Source organism: Agrobacterium tumefaciens, assembly GCA_025559845.1.
Lineage (GTDB): Bacteria > Pseudomonadota > Alphaproteobacteria > Rhizobiales > Rhizobiaceae > Agrobacterium.
Map to the genome: position 1 here is coordinate 1,887,796 of CP048470.1, position 16,764 is coordinate 1,904,559.

General features: G+C 57.6%; 15 protein-coding genes. 9 read left to right on the forward strand and 6 right to left on the reverse strand.

What is annotated here, in order from left to right:
- Positions 1-26 precede the first annotated feature (26 nt).
- The 5 genes from FY156_25025 to FY156_25045 are packed head-to-tail and all read right to left on the reverse strand — an operon-like array spanning position 27 to position 5,239.
- Positions 27-1,520, reverse strand: a complete 1,494-nt coding sequence (locus FY156_25025; GenBank protein ID UXS04715.1) for an FAD-dependent oxidoreductase — start codon at positions 1,518-1,520, stop codon at positions 27-29.
- The gene (locus FY156_25030; protein UXS04716.1) at positions 1,517-2,593 is read right to left on the reverse strand and encodes an LLM class flavin-dependent oxidoreductase; all 1,077 of its coding nucleotides are present in this window, start codon (positions 2,591-2,593) and stop codon (positions 1,517-1,519) included. Before FY156_25030 ends, FY156_25025 begins: the two co-directional genes overlap by 4 nt.
- Before the next feature lie 53 nt (positions 2,594-2,646).
- Positions 2,647-3,381 carry an ABC transporter ATP-binding protein gene (locus FY156_25035; protein UXS04717.1) on the reverse strand — a complete coding sequence of 245 codons (735 nt, stop codon included), beginning with the start codon at positions 3,379-3,381 and terminating at the stop codon, positions 2,647-2,649.
- Entirely contained in the window at positions 3,378-4,247 is an 870-nt protein-coding gene (locus tag FY156_25040) for an ABC transporter permease (protein ID UXS04718.1), read from the reverse strand. Before FY156_25040 ends, FY156_25035 begins: the two co-directional genes overlap by 4 nt.
- Positions 4,244-5,239, reverse strand: a complete 996-nt coding sequence (locus FY156_25045) for an aliphatic sulfonate ABC transporter substrate-binding protein (GenBank protein UXS04719.1) — start codon at positions 5,237-5,239, stop codon at positions 4,244-4,246. The genes FY156_25040 and FY156_25045 overlap by 4 nt, the downstream gene beginning before the upstream one ends.
- A gap of 253 nt (positions 5,240-5,492) precedes the next feature.
- Between FY156_25045 and FY156_25050 the strand changes: the two genes are divergently transcribed.
- From FY156_25050 to FY156_25085, 8 genes are all read left to right on the forward strand, one after another.
- On the forward strand, positions 5,493-5,990 hold the full coding sequence (locus FY156_25050; protein UXS05243.1) for a sigma-70 family RNA polymerase sigma factor: 498 nt from the start codon (positions 5,493-5,495) through the stop codon (positions 5,988-5,990).
- A gap of 105 nt (positions 5,991-6,095) precedes the next feature.
- Entirely contained in the window at positions 6,096-7,052 is a 957-nt protein-coding gene (locus FY156_25055; GenBank protein ID UXS04720.1) for a FecR family protein, read from the forward strand.
- Between the two features lie 141 nt (positions 7,053-7,193).
- Positions 7,194-9,695 carry a TonB-dependent siderophore receptor gene (locus FY156_25060; protein UXS04721.1) on the forward strand — a complete coding sequence of 834 codons (2,502 nt, stop codon included), beginning with the start codon at positions 7,194-7,196 and terminating at the stop codon, positions 9,693-9,695.
- 68 nt (positions 9,696-9,763) lie between these two features.
- The gene (locus tag FY156_25065) at positions 9,764-10,756 is read left to right on the forward strand and encodes an iron-siderophore ABC transporter substrate-binding protein (protein ID UXS04722.1); all 993 of its coding nucleotides are present in this window, start codon (positions 9,764-9,766) and stop codon (positions 10,754-10,756) included.
- A gap of 1 nt (position 10,757) precedes the next feature.
- Positions 10,758-11,597 (forward strand): siderophore-interacting protein, encoded by an 840-nt coding sequence (locus FY156_25070; GenBank protein ID UXS04723.1) that lies wholly within the window; start codon positions 10,758-10,760, stop codon positions 11,595-11,597.
- 29 nt (positions 11,598-11,626) lie between these two features.
- A complete protein-coding gene (locus FY156_25075; GenBank protein ID UXS04724.1) occupies positions 11,627-12,652 on the forward strand; it encodes an iron chelate uptake ABC transporter family permease subunit in 1,026 nt (341 codons plus the stop codon).
- Positions 12,649-13,773 (forward strand): iron chelate uptake ABC transporter family permease subunit, encoded by a 1,125-nt coding sequence (locus FY156_25080; protein UXS04725.1) that lies wholly within the window; start codon positions 12,649-12,651, stop codon positions 13,771-13,773. Before FY156_25075 ends, FY156_25080 begins: the two co-directional genes overlap by 4 nt.
- A gap of 84 nt (positions 13,774-13,857) precedes the next feature.
- Positions 13,858-14,256: an Rrf2 family transcriptional regulator gene (locus tag FY156_25085; GenBank protein UXS04726.1), complete on the forward strand. Its 399-nt coding sequence runs from the start codon at positions 13,858-13,860 to the stop codon at positions 14,254-14,256.
- 47 nt (positions 14,257-14,303) lie between these two features.
- On the opposite strand, the gene FY156_25090 is transcribed toward FY156_25085, so the two are convergent.
- Positions 14,304-14,903: a CDP-alcohol phosphatidyltransferase family protein gene (locus FY156_25090; protein ID UXS04727.1), complete on the reverse strand. Its 600-nt coding sequence runs from the start codon at positions 14,901-14,903 to the stop codon at positions 14,304-14,306.
- Positions 14,904-15,022: 119 nt separating this feature from the next.
- Here FY156_25090 and FY156_25095 point away from each other — a divergent pair, with 119 nt between their 5' ends.
- Complete coding sequence (locus FY156_25095; protein UXS04728.1) at positions 15,023-16,759, forward strand: bifunctional alpha/beta hydrolase/class I SAM-dependent methyltransferase; 1,737 nt, start codon at positions 15,023-15,025, stop codon at positions 16,757-16,759.
- Positions 16,760-16,764: the final 5 nt, after the last annotated feature.

Here is a 16,764-nt window from a genome sequence, read left to right on the forward strand (position 1 = left end):
GTCGCCCTTGTTCTGTCTGGATGGCCTCAGGAGGCCAATCGGCTTGGCGTTTGATCTTCCGTTGGATCGAGCACGGTTTTGATTGTGGTCGCCAAGGTTTGAGCCTGGGCTCGTAATTCTGTCAGAGAACTGGACTCCCAGGCCACACCCCGCAATGGATGTCCGATCGCGAAAAGATCTCCGTGTTTGATACCATCGAGGCCAATCACGAGACCATCTGGCGTGGCATCGATGCCGAAGCCGGTGTCGTGTCGGCGGACAAGGCCGTTTTGCTGAAGGTGTTTCACGAGAGGTATCGTTATACGAGCCCAGTCGTGTTCCTGATGTCCCCGTGCATCAACTATGCCATCGACCACGATCACTTCAGGCTGCGTTTTTCTGCGTGGTCGCAGAATCACTTGAAGCCGCCCGTCGAGAGGGTTGGCTGAGAGCAGTCGGGCGGCCCGGGCCGAAAATCTTCCAGAGCGTCTTGCCGCGTCGACCGCAGCGTAAGACGGCGGCGCGGCGCGATGCGCGGTGACATCCCACAATGCGCGCAGATGGCGCACGAAACGCAGCCGTTCCGTGGTCGTCGCTTTCAGCCACATGGGCAATATGAATGGCCGAAGACTGAAGGGAATAACCTGCCAGTCTCGACCCTCTGCCAGAAGCCTGCGTCTTGCTTTGATCGCCAGCGTCAGAAGCGCTCGCGTGGTTTGCGGCAGAGCGTTAGGATCGACGATATCAATTGTCTCACCCGCTGTGCGGACCGGTTCGATGAGGTGGCCACGCCGTGAAATGACATGGTATCGCCCGCGAAAACCACGGGCTTCAAGACTGGCGACCGTATCCACCATGCTGAGGCTTGCGCCGACGATCAGAATGTCCTGCGCTTTGCTCAGGCGATCAAGATTTTTTGACTGCCAGGGTGTGGTCAGTCGCCAGTCATTGGAGAGCGCACCAAGAACGGAATCGGGGCGAAGTGGAAAAACGCCGGTTGCCAGGACGGCGATATCTGCATCGAGTGTTCGACCGTCTGCAAATTGCGCCTTCAAACCGCCGGAGGCGAGGCGATCCAACTTGATGACGTCGGATTGCCAATGCTCGACCTCAATTCCCGAGGCAGCTTGCTCGATTGACTGTCGCAGTTCCTCTTCAACATAACGCCCGAACTCGCCGCGTGGAATGAACAACGTTTCCGCCTCACCATCGGCAAGTGCTGTGCCGTCATCGCGTGCGCTGTTTGCAACCCAGCGTGCCAGATGTCCGAGATCCTGCGGATGGATCGAGAAGTTCCCGGCAGGACCGTTCATCAGTTGGGCGGTTTCTTCGGTGCTATAGGCTTGACCCCGGCCGATTGATGATCGCGGTTCGGCTATCACCACTCGCAGCGGTCTTTGCCATTGTTCTAGCAAACGGATTGTCAGCGCCGCACCCGAGTACCCACCGCCGATGATCAAAATCACCGGTGGTTGGCTACTTGTGGTGTCGCCGCCGAACGATGGATAATTTGCCAGGGACCGATGGATTTCTGCGGTCATGCGGATTCACGCAGCAGGGGCAGGAGTTGATTGCCCTGTCTGGAAATTTCTCGAAGATACGGGGTATCCGACAACACAAAATGCGTGATGCCCAGATCGCGATAGCGCTTCAAAGACCGCGCAACGTCGGTCGGGGAACCAACCAGCCACGTTGTGCCGGCCCCACCACCACCGAATTTTCCTGGTGCTGTATAGAGATTTTCGTCGAGCACATCGCCCTTGCTCTGCAGGTCGAAAAGACGTTGCTGGCCAACTGCCTGGGGGCGACGATCATCCACCCAGTCATTCTTGCCGACCCTAGCCATCTCGGCGACCTTCGCTTCCGCTTCGGTCCAGGCCTGCTCCGTTGTATCGCGCACGAAGGTTGTAATCCGCAGTCCGAATTCAAGTGGTGGCAGATTGCGATCCTGCGTTTTGCTCAGCTCTTTCAGCCGGTCGATCCGGGCCGCAATACCTTCAAGTGGTTCACCCCAGAAAAGCTGGATATCCGCCTCGCTGGCCGACACGCGTTCTGCTGCAGCCGATGCGCCGCCGAAATAAAGTTTCGGGGTCAACCGTCCCGGTTTCTGGGTCACCCGAGGAGTGACGGTGGAGTTGTCGACCCAGTAGTGTTCCCCCTTGAACGAGACATTTTCCTCCGTCCAGAGCCGCCGGACGAGCCGCATGAATTCCTGCGTCCTGCCATAACGTTCAGCCTGATCACCCTCCTGGTCGCCATAGGCAGAGATGCTGTCTTGACCCGATACGATGTTGATCCGCACCCGACCATTGGTGAGGTGATCGAGCGTGGCGATGGATGAGGCGAGATTGGCCGGTCGCCAATAACCTGGACGAATGGCGATCAACGGCTCGAAGGTGCTCGTTCGTGCCGCCAGTGCGGCCGCCACGGTAAATGTGTCGGGTCTGCCCCAACCCGCGCCAAGCAAGGCGCCTTTCCAGCCGTGATCTTCAAGTGCCTTTGCATGGCTGGTCAGGGTTTCGAGACTGTTGTGGTCGTGTTTCACAGGCTCACCGCGATGCCCGGCAACGACCTGATTGGGAATATACCAGAGAAATTCCGACTGTTGTGTCATCTGCTAAATCAATCTGCTGAATGAAGGGAAATTGGCGGGCAAATTCCGCCCGCTCAAATGACGTGGGCTGCCTGAAGTGCTGTCAGAACGTCGCTTTTGAGTTCGGCCAGCCGGGCTGCGCGCCGGTCACGGGGGCGAGCGACGTCAACTGCCAGATCATGCTGGATGCCACCGTCACGCGCACCCATCATGTAGATCCGGTCGCCGAGATAGAGCGCCTCGTCGATGTCATGCGTCACCAGCAGGAAGGAAATACCCCGCTTTTCCACGAGCTTCAGCACGAGGTCCTGCAGTTTCATGCGGGTGAAGGCGTCGACGGCGCTGAAAGGTTCGTCGAGAAGCAGGATACGCGGTTCGGTATAGAGCGCCCGGGCGATTGCCACACGCTGCGCCATGCCGCCGGACAGTGCCTTTGGCAAGGTTTCACTATGGCCGGTCAAACCGACATCATCGATCAAGCGAGTGACACGGGCGCGATCGTAACGCGATCCGTCTGCATAACCAATGTTTTGTGCCACGGTGAGCCACGGCATCAGTCGCGGCTCCTGAAACACGAAGGCAACAGGTGGTCCTGAAGAGCTATCGCCAGCCTGACCAGTCCTGACTGAAACATGACCTGAAAAGCGTTTGTCGAGACCGGCAGCAATGCGCAGAAGGGTGCTTTTTCCGCAGCCACTCGGACCCAGCAGCACCGCAGCCTCGCCGTTGTCGAGGCTCAATTTAATGTCGTGCAGCACGACGGTCTTGCCGAATGCTTTTTCCCGGACATCGATATCGAGAAGGCTCATGCCGGGCGCCCTCCGATCGACGTCGAATAGCTGTCGCGCCAGGAAAGGCAGCGATCCTCGATCAGCTTGAAGAGGCTGTCAGAAATTTTGCCAAGCACGGCCAGACAGATGATGGCGATCAATACGAGATCCGGGCGCGAAAGCTCGCGCCCATCCGAGAGCATGTAACCGATGCCTTCGGAGGCGGCGAGCAGTTCCGCAGCCACGACACTCAGCCAGGCAAGGGACAGACCGTAACGCAGACCGGTGAAGAGATGTGGAAGCGATGCGGGAATGAGAATGCGCCAAACAAGAACCGGCAGAGGCTGCCGATACATTTCCCCGACCTCCACGAGCTTGCGGTCTACATTGCGGATGCCGGAGAACAGGCTGAGATAAACAGGAAAGAAAGCGCTTTTGGCGATCAGGACGATCTTCGAGGTTTCGCCAATACCGAACCAGATCATCAGCAGCGGCACCCAGGCGAGGCTGGGGACGGCGCGCAGAGCCTGGAAGCTGGGCTCGAGATACCGTTCCGCCGAATACCACAGTCCCACCACCGATCCCACGACGATTGCGAGAAGTGAGCCCACAGTAAAACCGATCAAAACACGCAAGGCGCTGGCGGCAATGTTGGTCCAAAGCGGCCCCTCCGCGAGATACAGGAAGGTCGTATAGAGATCTGACGGGGGCGGCAGCACATAGGGGCTTACCCAACCCATTCTTACAAAGAGCTCGAGCAGAACGAGCGCGCCAACAGGCACGATCGCTCCACGCAGGTCGAGAGACAGCAGCTTTTTGCCAAAGCGGGAAAGAGGACCCGACGATTGCGCTTTTGTCGCCTCGTTTCTTGCCTCGCCCCTGAATTCCTGGGTCGAGAATGTCATGCTCCGAGAACTTTCTTGGCCGGTGCCGGATCAAGAAGCTGTCCAAGGACGTCATCGACATTGGTGCCTGGGCGAAGAACCTCGGAACCGAGCAATGGTGTCGCTGTTTTGATAGAGGCCAGCAGCTCATCACCGGGGACCGGATCAGACCAGTCGCGGCGGTCTACCGTCAGTTTCGTGACCTGTGGATCACTGCCGGTCTGCTGCGTGACGAAGGAAATGAATTCCTCCTTGTTCTCGCGTATCCATTTCTGCGTCTCGACCCAAACGCCAAGTACGCGTTCGACAGCTTTCGGATATTTACCGAGGAATTCTTCCGAGACGCTGAAGACGCTGCCTTCACGCCAGCTTTTATCGCTGAAGATTGCGCGATCGCCTGCAATTTCAGCCTGCGCCGTCTGCGGATCAATACCAACCCAGGCATCGACCTGTCCCTGCTGGAGTGCCGCAAAGCCTTCAGGATGTTGCAGGTTGACGACCTTGAGATCGTTGATCGTCAGGTTGGATTTTGCCAATGCGCGCACCAGTGTGAAATAGGGTGCGGTTCCCTTTGTTACCGCGATTGTCTTGCCCTTGAGATCGGCAACCGACTGCAACGGGGAATCCGGCTTCACCTGGATGATCGAAGAGCCACCCCAGCTTGCGACATAAATGACCTTCAGCGGCACGCCGTTGGCGCGTGACAGAAAGGCGGAAAGGGCGGCGGACCCGGCAAAATCTGTCGAGCCGACTTTCAGGAACTCCAGCGAGTTATTGCTGCCACGCGATTGCACCCATGTAATCTTGGTGCCGACGTCCTTGAAAGCCTCTTCCAGCCAACCCTTGTTCTTGATGAGAAGCGTGTGGGACGAATAAAAACCCCAATCCAGCCGCAGTTCGGCGGGGAAGTCCTGAGACGATTGTGCCGAAGCAAAACTGACGCCGAAGGGTGATGCGAGAGCGGCACCAGCGCCGATTTTAAGGGCGGTGCGACGAGAGAGTTTGAGAGCCATGTACCCATCCAATATACTAAATCTATAGATTAATAGTTATCGCGCATGTGCGCTGAAGGTCGTGGCAAGCTTTGCTATAAACCAAGAGGTTTGAGGAAAATCCATCCTGTGAATCTGCTTTGCGCTTTACGCAAAAACCACCGGTGAAAATACCTCGTGTTGCCAATGGCGAGAAAGTCGACTAGGACGCGAAACATGACTTTAAAAGTCAATAAATGCTGTCCGGATCGTCAAGGCTGCCGCGTTGAATGACATCGACCAAAATTTGCAGCTCTTCCTCCAGCACCGGTCGGAGCTTGTCGACTATGCAGCCAAAATCGTAGGAGACCGGGCGCGCGGGGAGGATGTGGTGCAGGAGGCATTCATTCGCCTGCGTTCTGCTGCAAAAGAGCAAAAACTCGATGAGCCGATCGGCTTTCTTCGCCGCATCATCCGAAATCTTGCAATCGATATTGTTCGTCACTCATCGGTCGAGAAGGTGCGCTTCGTTGACGGCGCGGACTATGAAGCCGTTGCTGAAGACCGCCCCCGTCAAGACAAGATCGTCGAAGACCGAGACGACTTGCGCATCGTTATCGAAGCAATGGCGGAGCTTCCCGAACGGACGCGGAAGGCCCTGGAGATGCATCGGTTTGAGGGTATGAAGCTGAAGGAGATCGCATCTGAACTCGGGATTTCCGTCGCGCTCGCCCATGCGCTTGTCTACGAGGGGCTTGATCATTGCCGCAAACGTCTGTTTCGAAAGCATTGAGCGCTGACATGATATCTGAAAAAAACGCGGGCTCATTCGTCTTGTTAATAAGGGTATACAGGAGGGGCTGGTCGGCACCTCTCAGACAGAGGCGGTTCCACTAGGATGCAGCAGGAAAAAGACCGCGCCGCGGATGAGGCACTGCACTGGCTTATCGCCCTGCAAGAGGATGAAGATGACGCCGCATTGAAAGCGCGTTTTGAATCCTGGCTGTCCGCAAGCGCCGACAATCGCCACGCCTGGGATGAATGCCGGCATGTTTGGGACACCTTGGGTGCTGTCGGCCCAAACAGGGAAAAACCTTTAACGGCCTCGACAGTGCGGAAAAATCGCTCAACTGGCCGACATCTTCTGGCAGGGCTTGCCGGCGCCATGGCTATCTGTCTCGCTGTCGTGTTGCAGCCGGCTGTCAGTCTCTGGCTCGCAGCAGATTATGCTACCGGTGTAGCCCAGACACGCGAAATCCGGCTTGAGGATGGTAGCACGGTCTATCTCGGGGCAGACAGCGCCATATCGGTTTCGTTCGACGCGACATCCCGAAACATCGCACTCCTCACTGGAGAAGCTTATTTTGATGTGACGCCTAACCCTGCGAGACCGTTCAAGGTCGAGACCGGGAGTATCGAAACGAAAGTTCTCGGGACTGCCTTCAATGTCCGACGTTCGGGGACCGGCGTCAATGTTTCCGTCAATCATGGGCGCGTTGCCGTTTCGAACGAAGAGGTGGCAGAGAACCTGAACACACCTCTCGCCGCCGGTGACTGGGTCAACGTGACATGGGATGGCAAGGTCGAGAGGGGTAACGACGCTCCCGAATTGGCTGGCGGATGGCGGACGGGTATGCTTGTCGTCAAAGACCGCCCCGTCACCGAGGTCATTGACGAAATTCGGCGCCACTACAAAGGAACAATCCTGTCTACCGACCGGCAATTGGCCGCATTGAGGGTCACCGGCGTCTACAATCTCAGGCAGCCGGTCGAGGCGCTGAATGCGCTCGTTCAGGCGCATGGCGCACGCGTTCATGAAGTCACGCCCTGGGTTGCTGTCGTGTCGCGCTGGTAGGTGTTTCGACTTTTTTCAAAATATGAGTATTTTTCTCTGAAATTTGTCATGGCTGCTTCGTCCTTGGAATCGAGAGGGCAAAACTGGCTGATGGCCGAACCCTCAAAGTCTAATTCGAGAGGGTTCGGGGTAATGCAGAGAATGAAGGTCGCATCGGCAGGGGTCGCTGGTGCATTGATCGTTGGCACGGCACTCGGCACGCTTTTCATGGCGTCGGCTTCGATGGCACAGGAGGTGCCTGCAGGCACATCGGCAAGAACGGTCGAAAAGCAGTTCAACATCCCGCCGCAATCGCTGCAAAACGCGTTGACCCTTTTCGGTCAACAGGCCGGAATTCAGGTTTCCGTCAATGCGGCGACCATTCGTTCAATCTCTTCGTCAGGTGTGTCAGGGCGGTTGTCTCCGCAGGTGGCGATAGAAAGGCTACTGGCTGGTTCTGGTCTGCCTCACCGATTTACGAGTGCGACCACGGTCGTCGTTGGTTCGTCCGATCAAGGTGCGAATGCGGGTGGTGCGGATACCACGATGCTCGAAGCAATCACGGTCGTCGGTGCTGGAAACTCTGTTACGGAGGGGACGGGATCCTATACCACTGGTGCCATGAGTGCAGCTACGAAAATACCCCTCGCAGTTCACGAAACGCCACAAGCGGTTACGGTTATCACACGCCAGAAAATGAATGACCAGGCGATGACGACGGTGGAAGACGTCGTTCGCAATTCGACGGGTTTGAGTTTGCGCAAATGGGGCGGTGAGCGCCAACGATATTACGCTCGCGGCTTCATGATCGACAATTTCATGATGGATGGACTCCCGGTCAACTATGAGCCGGATACATTCACCGATGGTACTTTGTCGATGTACGACCATGTTGAGGTTGTGCGCGGAGCAACCGGATTGGTAACCGGCACAGGCGATCCATCGGGGACGCTCAATTTTGTTCGTAAACGTCCAACCGACACTGCCCAGACCTCCGTGACGACCAGCATCGGAAGTTGGGCAAACTATCGAGGCGAGCTGGACGTCGGCGGTCCGATCAACGAAGACGGCACCATTCGTGGTCGCTTTGTCACCGGTCTTCAGGACAAGAATAACTTCATTCGCGACTACGAAAGCAAGCGTCAGCTATATTACGGAACGGTTGAAGTTGATGTCGGCGACAGCACCACACTGAGTGTTGGCGGGTACTATAATCGTGAAGACAATCCTGGCGCGGATTGGAATGGGTTGGGCACCAATCCAGATGGCACGTTTCTGGACATATCTCGCTCAAACCGCCTTTCGCCCACCTGGAGTTACTGGGACAAAGAGAGCGTAAGCGGTTTCGTCGAACTGGACCACGAGTTCGACAACGGATGGTCAGCGAAGTTAGCCGCTCGTGCTTTGAATACAACGATGGACATGAGGGGCTCGTTCCTTCAAGAGCCAACATATGATGCAGACGGGAACACGACATACGCATTACGCGGTGGCGTTTATAATTATGAACGAAATCAACGCAGCATCGATGCCTACGCTTCGGGACCTGTCGAAATGTTCGGTCGCGAACATGAGTTCGTTTTCGGCGCGAGTCATCGAACGAGCGATTGGTATGATGTCGGTTCTGCCTACAACACCGCGACCGGCGGCTTTGATCTGACCACAATCAATCCCTATACGTGGGATCCCACTTCATTCGCCATCCCGGACATTCTGGGTTACTGGGGCCAGTGGTCCAGAGCTCAGGAAGTCAGGCAAACCTCGCTCTACGGTACCGGCCGCTTTTCGCTGACAGATGACCTGAAGCTCATCACCGGGGGGCGTTACGACTGGTATGACTTCAGTACGCAAACCGACGACGCGGGTTGGATAACCTCGCAAAACTACAAGGAAAATGCCCACTTTACTCCGTATGCTGGCCTGATTTATCAGCTAAACGACACCTATTCGGTGTACGCGAGTTACACGAGCATCTTCAAACCGCAATCGACTTACGTCAGCGCGTCCGGCGGTGGGCTGGATCCTGTCACTGGTACCAATTACGAAATTGGCGGCAAAGGAACCTATTTTGACGAGCGGCTGAATGTAGGCGTATCCCTGTTCTACACGCTGCAGGAGAATCTCCCCGAATCTCTTACAAGTTCATCGTGCTCCGTCGGATGGGAATGCTATCGCGCTGTCGGTGAGGTTGAAAGCAAGGGTATCGATGTGGAGGTATCTGGGGAGATCCTGCCGCGATTGAACCTCATGGCCGGTTATACTTATACCCACGCAGAAGTCACAAAGGATTCGAACACCGGCGTTGCCGGGGATCTTTACAATACATTCCTTCCGCAACATCAGTTCAAGCTCTCAACGATGTACCACCTGCCTGGTGAGTGGGAAAAATGGCGCGTCGGCGGAGCGGTGCGCTGGCAGAGCGAAATGACATCTGTCTCCTTGAAGGACACTTCGCCAATGCTGGGCGTAACGCCGGTGGTGCAAAAGCCATTTGCAGTTGTCGATTTTGTCATCGGTTACAAGGTCAGCGACAATTTTGACCTTCAGCTGAATGTCAACAACGTGTTCGACAACAAGTACTATGAATCCATCGGTGGGTTCGAAGGATCTAACTCGTTTGGTGCGCCACGCAACTTCCTGTTGACTGCCAAAGCAACGTTCTAACCCCAATGCGGGTGGAGCTACATTTGCTGCGCCCGCTCATAGCCAAACAACAAATGGGACGTTGAGAAATGACCTTATCTCTCCAGCCGCTTCGGGCACTTTGCCTCCTGATAATCTGCTGTGCATATCTGGCGGTAGCGCCGTTATCGTCCGAGGCCGCTGAACCTCAGACGTTTCCGGTAGTGGTTGATCACAGATTGGCCAAAACGCTAATTCCCGTTGAAGCGAAGCGTATTATAACCCTTGGGTGGAGTGGCGAGGATGTCGTTCTAGCGCTCGGCAAGACGCCGATTGCGATGACGAGATATGGCGCTTTCCCGAATGGCGTGTTCCCCTGGGTAGAGGAAAAGCTTACCGGAGAGGCACCCGCCCTGCTGAGCGGAGATTTCGACTACGAAAAGATCGCGGCTTTGAAGCCAGACCTGATTGTGGGCGTGTATTCGGGGATCGATGAGGTGGCGTACAAGCGTTTATCCTCAATAGCGCCCACGGTGGTCTATCGCAGTGGCCCCTGGAGTGCAGACTGGCGGGAGCAGACGACCATCATTGGTGAAGCGCTCGGTAAAAGCGAGGAGGCTGCATCGCTTATCGAGGGCACAAACGAACACCTGCGTGACCTTGGCAATGCGCATCCCGAACTCCGAGACAAGACCTTCACGTTCGGTACCTTCTTTCCCGGCGGCAATGGGATCGTGGTGTACCTACCAAGAGACCCACGCATCGCGGCCTTGATGGAACTCGGTATGCAAACATCCAAAGGCGTCACAGGACTTTCCAAGAGCAAACCTGAGGAAACGTCAGTCACAGTGCCGATAGAAGACATTGCTTCCATCGACGCAGACATTCTCATCATGTGGTATGGCCCTGGTGCACGTGCAGCGGCCGAGGCTCAACCGATGTTCAATACGCTCGATGCCGTCAAACGCGGCTCCTACGTGGCGCTCGAGGACCCTGTTGATGTCTGGTCGACATCGGCGCTCAGCGTTCTTTCCATCCCCTACGGTTTCCCCCGATTTGTGCCACGCCTTGCAGAGGCGGCGGCACGTGCAGACGGACAATGACATGACGATCAACGCAAAAGCACTTTCCGGCGCCGCCGACCACGACCATGACCACCACGATCCCTACGTCGAGGACTATTTTTTTGCCGAGACAGTATCGGTCGTCCGCCTGTCGCCATCAATGATGCGCGTTGTCGTCAGGGTCGCTGGCGGTGAGCGGCTGATCACCAGTGGTCACCCTGACGAATGGGTTCGCCTCGCTTTGCAGCCGAACTCCGAGACACCGGTCACGCTGCCGGTACTGATGGACAACGGCAAATGGGGACGGCCTGACGGTTCAAAGCATTGCCCGAACCGTCCTTATACGATCCGCCGCTGGGATGCGGGGCGTTGCGAGATGACGATTGACCTCGTGGTCCATGAGGGCGGTGTCGCAGCCACCTGGGCAATCAATGCCAAGGTTGGCGACGTGGTCGGCATCTGCAATCCCGAGGGGCGCTTCTGGATGCCGAAGGGCAGTGAATGGCTGTTGATGCTGACGGACATTACCGGGCTTCCCGCCGTCGGCCGCGTGCTGGAAGAGCTACCGGCCGGGTTGCGAACAATCGTGCATGTCGAAGTGCCATCCGAGGCCGATCGCCAGCAGATCGAAACGGCCGCAGAGGTTTCCTTCCATTGGCACGCCTGCCACGGACCGAAGCCGGAGCGAACCGGTTACACTGAGCTTTCCCGCATTGCTGGCGAGATCAGGGAACTGCCGGAAGGTCCGGGCTATATCTATATCGCCGGTGAGGCCAAGACCGTCTCCGATTGCCGCAAACATTTCCGCGATGCGCTCGGTTTCGACAAGAACCGCATCGATGCGATCGGCTACTGGATCGAAGGGCAGGCGCGGGTGTGAGGAATGCCGTCGCGGCCACGGATCAGGGGATGTCGAGGGCAGGCGGTCTTGCCACGGCAAGAGCAATCCGCTGGAGTACGCTGGTCATCGGTCTTGCCGTGCTGGCTGCGGTCTCTGTTGCCAGCCTGCTGGTCGGCGCACGCCCGATCCCGATTGCGACAGCGATCGATGTGCTGTGGTCCTATGATAGCGGTCTGGCAGAACACATTATCATTCATGATTATCGTCTGCCGCGCACGCTGCTTGGCCTGCTGTGCGGTGCCGCCTTCGGTGTCTCGGGTGCGCTGATCCAGGCCGCTACCCGCAACCCGCTCGCTGATCCCGGCATCCTCGGCGTCAATGCCGGTGCCGCCTTCTTCGTGACGATTGCGGTAGGGGTATTCGGATGGCAGTCGATCGACGCCTATATCTTTGCCGCCTTTGCCGGTGCAATTGTGGTGACGCTGCTGGTCTATGGGCTGGGGGCAACCGGCCGTGATGGTGCGACACCGGTGCGGCTGGTGCTGTCGGGTGTTGCCATTGCCGCCGTGCTCGGCGGTATCGGCTCATCGATCACCCTGTTGAACCCACAGGCCTTCGATGCATTGCGGATGTGGTCGATCGGCTCGGTCGCCGGGCGTGACATCAGCGTGGTCAACGCCGTCGCCCCGTTCATTCTGAGCGGACTTGCGATTGGACTTCTGGCCGCGCGGCCGCTCAATGCCGTGGCGCTTGGCGATGATCTGGCTCGCACGCTGGGTGCCGATATCGTCAGGGCCCGCATTCTGGTGGTGATCGCCGTCACACTGCTGGCCGGGGCAGCCACGGCTGCGGCAGGGCCGATTGCCTTTGTCGGACTGATGGTGCCGCATGTGGTGCGCTGGCTGAGCGGACCCGATCAGCGCTGGATCATTGGACTGACGATGATCGGTGCGCCCATCCTGCTCCTTTGCGCCGACATTGCCGGCCGTCTTGTGCTTTACCCCGGTGAACTGGAGGCAGGCATTGTCACCGCCTTTGTCGGGGCGCCGGTGCTGATTGCGCTCGCCCGCCGCAGCAAGGCAAGCGGTCTATGACAGGGTTTCCAGCAAATCCTGCCGATGGAAACCGCAGCCATGACCGTCAAGATCACGGTTATCGGCCGGTGATCCGTCTGCTCGGCGAACGCCTTTCGCTCCGCATCGATCCCCGCCTGGCGACCGTATCCATTGTTCTGGTGTTGCTCACCCTGACGATCGCTCTGATCTCGCTGGTCAGCGGAACCTATGAGATCGGCGTCTTCGATGCGCTGCAGGCAATGCTCGGCCATGGTGATCCAAACACCAACGTCACCGCCACCACCGATGCCGATCGGGAGATGATCCGGATGATCGTGGTCGAATGGCGGTTGCCACGGGTGGCGATGGCCATTCTGCTTGGGGCAGCACTCGGCATGAGCGGGGCGATCTTCCAGTCGCTGACCCGCAATCCGCTCGGCTCGCCCGACATCATCGGTTTTGCGGCCGGTTCCTATAGCGGTGCACTGGTGGTGATCCTGCTATTGGCAGGCGGTTATTATGCCATTGCCGCCGGTGCCCTGATCGGCGGCATTGTCACGGCATCGGCAGTCTATCTGCTCGCCTGGCGTCGTGGCGTTCAGGGCTTTCGGCTGATCATTGTCGGGATCGGTGTTGCCGCCATGCTCTCAGCCTTCAATGCCTGGATGATCCGTGAGGCGGATCTGCAGGTAGCGATGTCGGCTGCGGTCTGGGGGGCAGGGTCTCTCAACGGTCTTGGCATCGAGCAATTGCTTCCGGCCACCGTCGTCCTTGCCGTGATCATCCCGATGGTCAGCCTGCTCTCCCGCGCTCTCAGGCAGATGGAGATGGGTGATGACATGGCGCGTGCCTCGGGGATCAATGTCAACCGGACCCGGTTGTTGATGATGGTGCTGGGGGTGGCGTTGACGGCAACCGTCACGGCTGCGGCCGGACCGATCTCCTTCATCGCACTTGCCGCACCGCAGATCGCCCGCCGGCTGACACGCTCGGCCGGGACGGCACTTGCGCCATCGGCGCTGATGGGAGCACTGCTTCTGCTTTCGGCCGACTGGGCTGCCCAGCACGCCTTCGGGGTTCAGCTGCCGGTCGGCGTCATGACCGTCAGCATCGGCGGCATCTATTTCCTCTGGCTGCTCGTGCGCGAGGGACGCAGGTGAGGACCGACCGGTTGCAGAGCCTGCCATTCGGTAGAAAGAAATGATTCCGACACAACGCATTCAGGGTCAGAGAGAAAAGACCACATGCATTTGAAGCGTGAGACAGTGGTGGCGATTTTTATCCTGATCGCCTGTGCACGGTCGAATGGCGGTCGCGTTAAAACAGCTGAAGCAGCAGACGCTGCAAACACCTCGAAAGAGTTTGCCGCGCAAGTTGCTTTGAAACTCGTTACAGAGGGTTTTCTGGAAACGAAGCGTGGCCGCAACGGCGGACTGGACCTTTCCCGACCGGCGGGAAACATACTGCTCGGGGATATTTTATCACGTTTTCAGTTACAGACTGCAGCGTCGCGGCAACCCGATGAAGACAGCTTGCCTCAGGACGGCGTGCTGGATTTCCACAAGATCATCGCAGGCGCCGATCGCGCTGCTTGGACCTATCTCGACCGGTTCTCGATTGCCGATCTTGCGGAGCTTGACTGAATTTGAAGCTGCTGCCGCGATGCTTGAGGTCCGCGATGTCGGACTGATCAGTCCGGATCGCGTAGGCCCATCCGCACACGGTTGACGACTGTCCAGATCAACAGGACGCATGCCATAGGCTGCAGATGCCACGTCCAGTCGGGCAGGGTATCGAACATTGCAACGAGAGCACCAAGGGCGCCGAAAAGGGCGGCGCGGTCGCTTTTGCCCATCGGTCCTTCGTAGTTGCGGCCCTTGCCATGTGCAATGCCAAGGACGCCGGCAAATTCCGTCAGCGTCGCCAGGAAGATAATGATGGCAATCCATGGCAGTGAAAACGGGGCAACCAAGGCGAAGGGTATGTAGAGTGCAGCATCCGAGACCACATCGGTTATTTCGTTCAGATAACCGCCAAGTGCAGATTGCTGGCCATGCTCACGCGCGAGCATTCCATCGACGGCGTTGAACGCCATGCGCAAAAACATCCAGAGTGGTACAAGTGCAAATAGCCCCGGTTCGGGCTGGACGATCAGCAAGGCTCCAATCGCGATCGAAATGAATGCCGCAGCCAGCGTCACCTGATTGGCGGTCACTCCGATTGCGGCCAGTCGTCCAACCATCGGGCGCAAGAGGGCCTGGAAAGACGATTTCAGTTTGTAGATCGACATGTCAGTTCGAATCCGGTTGATTGCTTTCACAAATGCAGACGCAAGTTGAGGAAATCAACTGCAAAGGTGGGAACTCGTCTGTATAGAGTACAACGCAAGTCAATGGGAGTGACAATGGCATGATCGAATCCGTGTTTGCGAGCCATGACGGTGTGGAACTTTTCTACCGTACCTGGCCGGCCCGATCCGGCACAGCGAAGGGTGCGATCGTGCTTCTGCATCGTGGTCACGAGCACGGCGGCAGGGTCGCGCATATCGCGGAAGAACTCGGCCTCGATGATTTCGCCTTCTACGCCTGGGATGCACGCGGAAACGGTCGTTCTCCCGGCGAACGCGGCTACTCACCGTCATTTGCACATTCGGTGCGCGATCTCGATTGCTTCGTCCGCCATATTCGCGAGACCGGTGGTTTCGCCATGGACCAGGTTGCAGTGGTGGCTCAGAGTGTCGGTGCCGTGCTTGCCGCAACCTGGGTGCATGATTACGCTCCGGACATCCGCGCTTTGGTGCTGGCCTCTCCGGCTTTTGACGTCAAGCTTTATGTGCCCTTCGCCAAGGAGGGCATTGCCCTCTGGCAAAAGCTCAAGGGCACTTTTTTCGTCAATTCTTACGTCAAGGCGCGTTTCCTGACACATGATCCCGAGCGCATTGCGTCGTTCGAGAGTGATCCGCTCATCACCCGGCCCATTGCGTCCAACATCCTTCTGGAACTCTACGAGGCCGCCGACAGGGTTGTCGCGGATGCCCGGGCGATCACCGTGCCGACACAGTTGCTGATTTCCGGCAGCGATTTCGTCGTGCGACATCAGCCTCAACATCGTTTCTTCGAAAACCTCGGAAGTACGATCAAGGAACGCCACGTGCTGCCTGGTTTTTATCACGATACGCTGGGCGAGCGGGATCGGGCAAAGGCATTGGACAAAGTCCGTGCATTCATCGCAGCACGTTTCGACGAGTCTCCAGTTGTCGCCGATCTCAGGCAAGCGCATGTTGCCGGTTATAGCCGTGACGAAGCCGACCGCTTGGCAACGCCGTTGTCGATCACCTCGCCACGTGGGGTCTATTGGGCTCTGACGCGGGCCTCTATCCGGTTTGGCGGTCTCTTTTCCAACGGCATCCGGACGGGCGTGCGAACGGGCTTCGATTCCGGCTCGACACTTGATTATGTTTATGAAGACGACGCCCGCGGGCTTGGTCCTGGCGGTCGGCTGATCGACCGCCAGTTTCTCGATGCGATCGGCTGGCGCGGTATTCGGCAGCGAAAAATACATCTGGAGGACCTGATCGGCGTGGCATTTGGCCGTCTCCGCGCTGCAGGCAAGCCATTGCGTGTTCTCGACATTGCCGCCGGTCATGGGCGCTATATTCTTGATGCCGTAGCAAAATCGGATGTGAGGCCGGAGAACATCCGATTGCAGGATTATTCGCCGATCAATGTCGACAAAGGTAACGCACTGATCGCTGAGCGCGGCCTGAAGGATATCGCGACGTTTCAACGCGCCGATGCTTTCGATACAGCCGGATTGGCGTCGGTCGAGCCAAGGCCGACGCTCGCCGTCGTCTCTGGGCTCTATGAGCTTTTTCCCGATAACGCCATGATCGAGGCGTCCCTTCGCGGGCTTGCCCAAGGATTGGAGCCAGGCTCACTGCTAATCTACACCGGCCAGCCCTGGCATCCGCAACTCGAGATGATCGCCCGGGCGCTGACTTCTCACCGTGGCGGCGAAGCCTGGATCATGCGTCGGCGCACTCAGCAGGAAATGGACCAGCTTGTCGCCGCTGCGGGCTTCCGTAAGATCGAACAGCGCATCGACAAGTGGGGCATCTTCACCGTGTCGCTGGCGGAACGCATCTGAGGTAA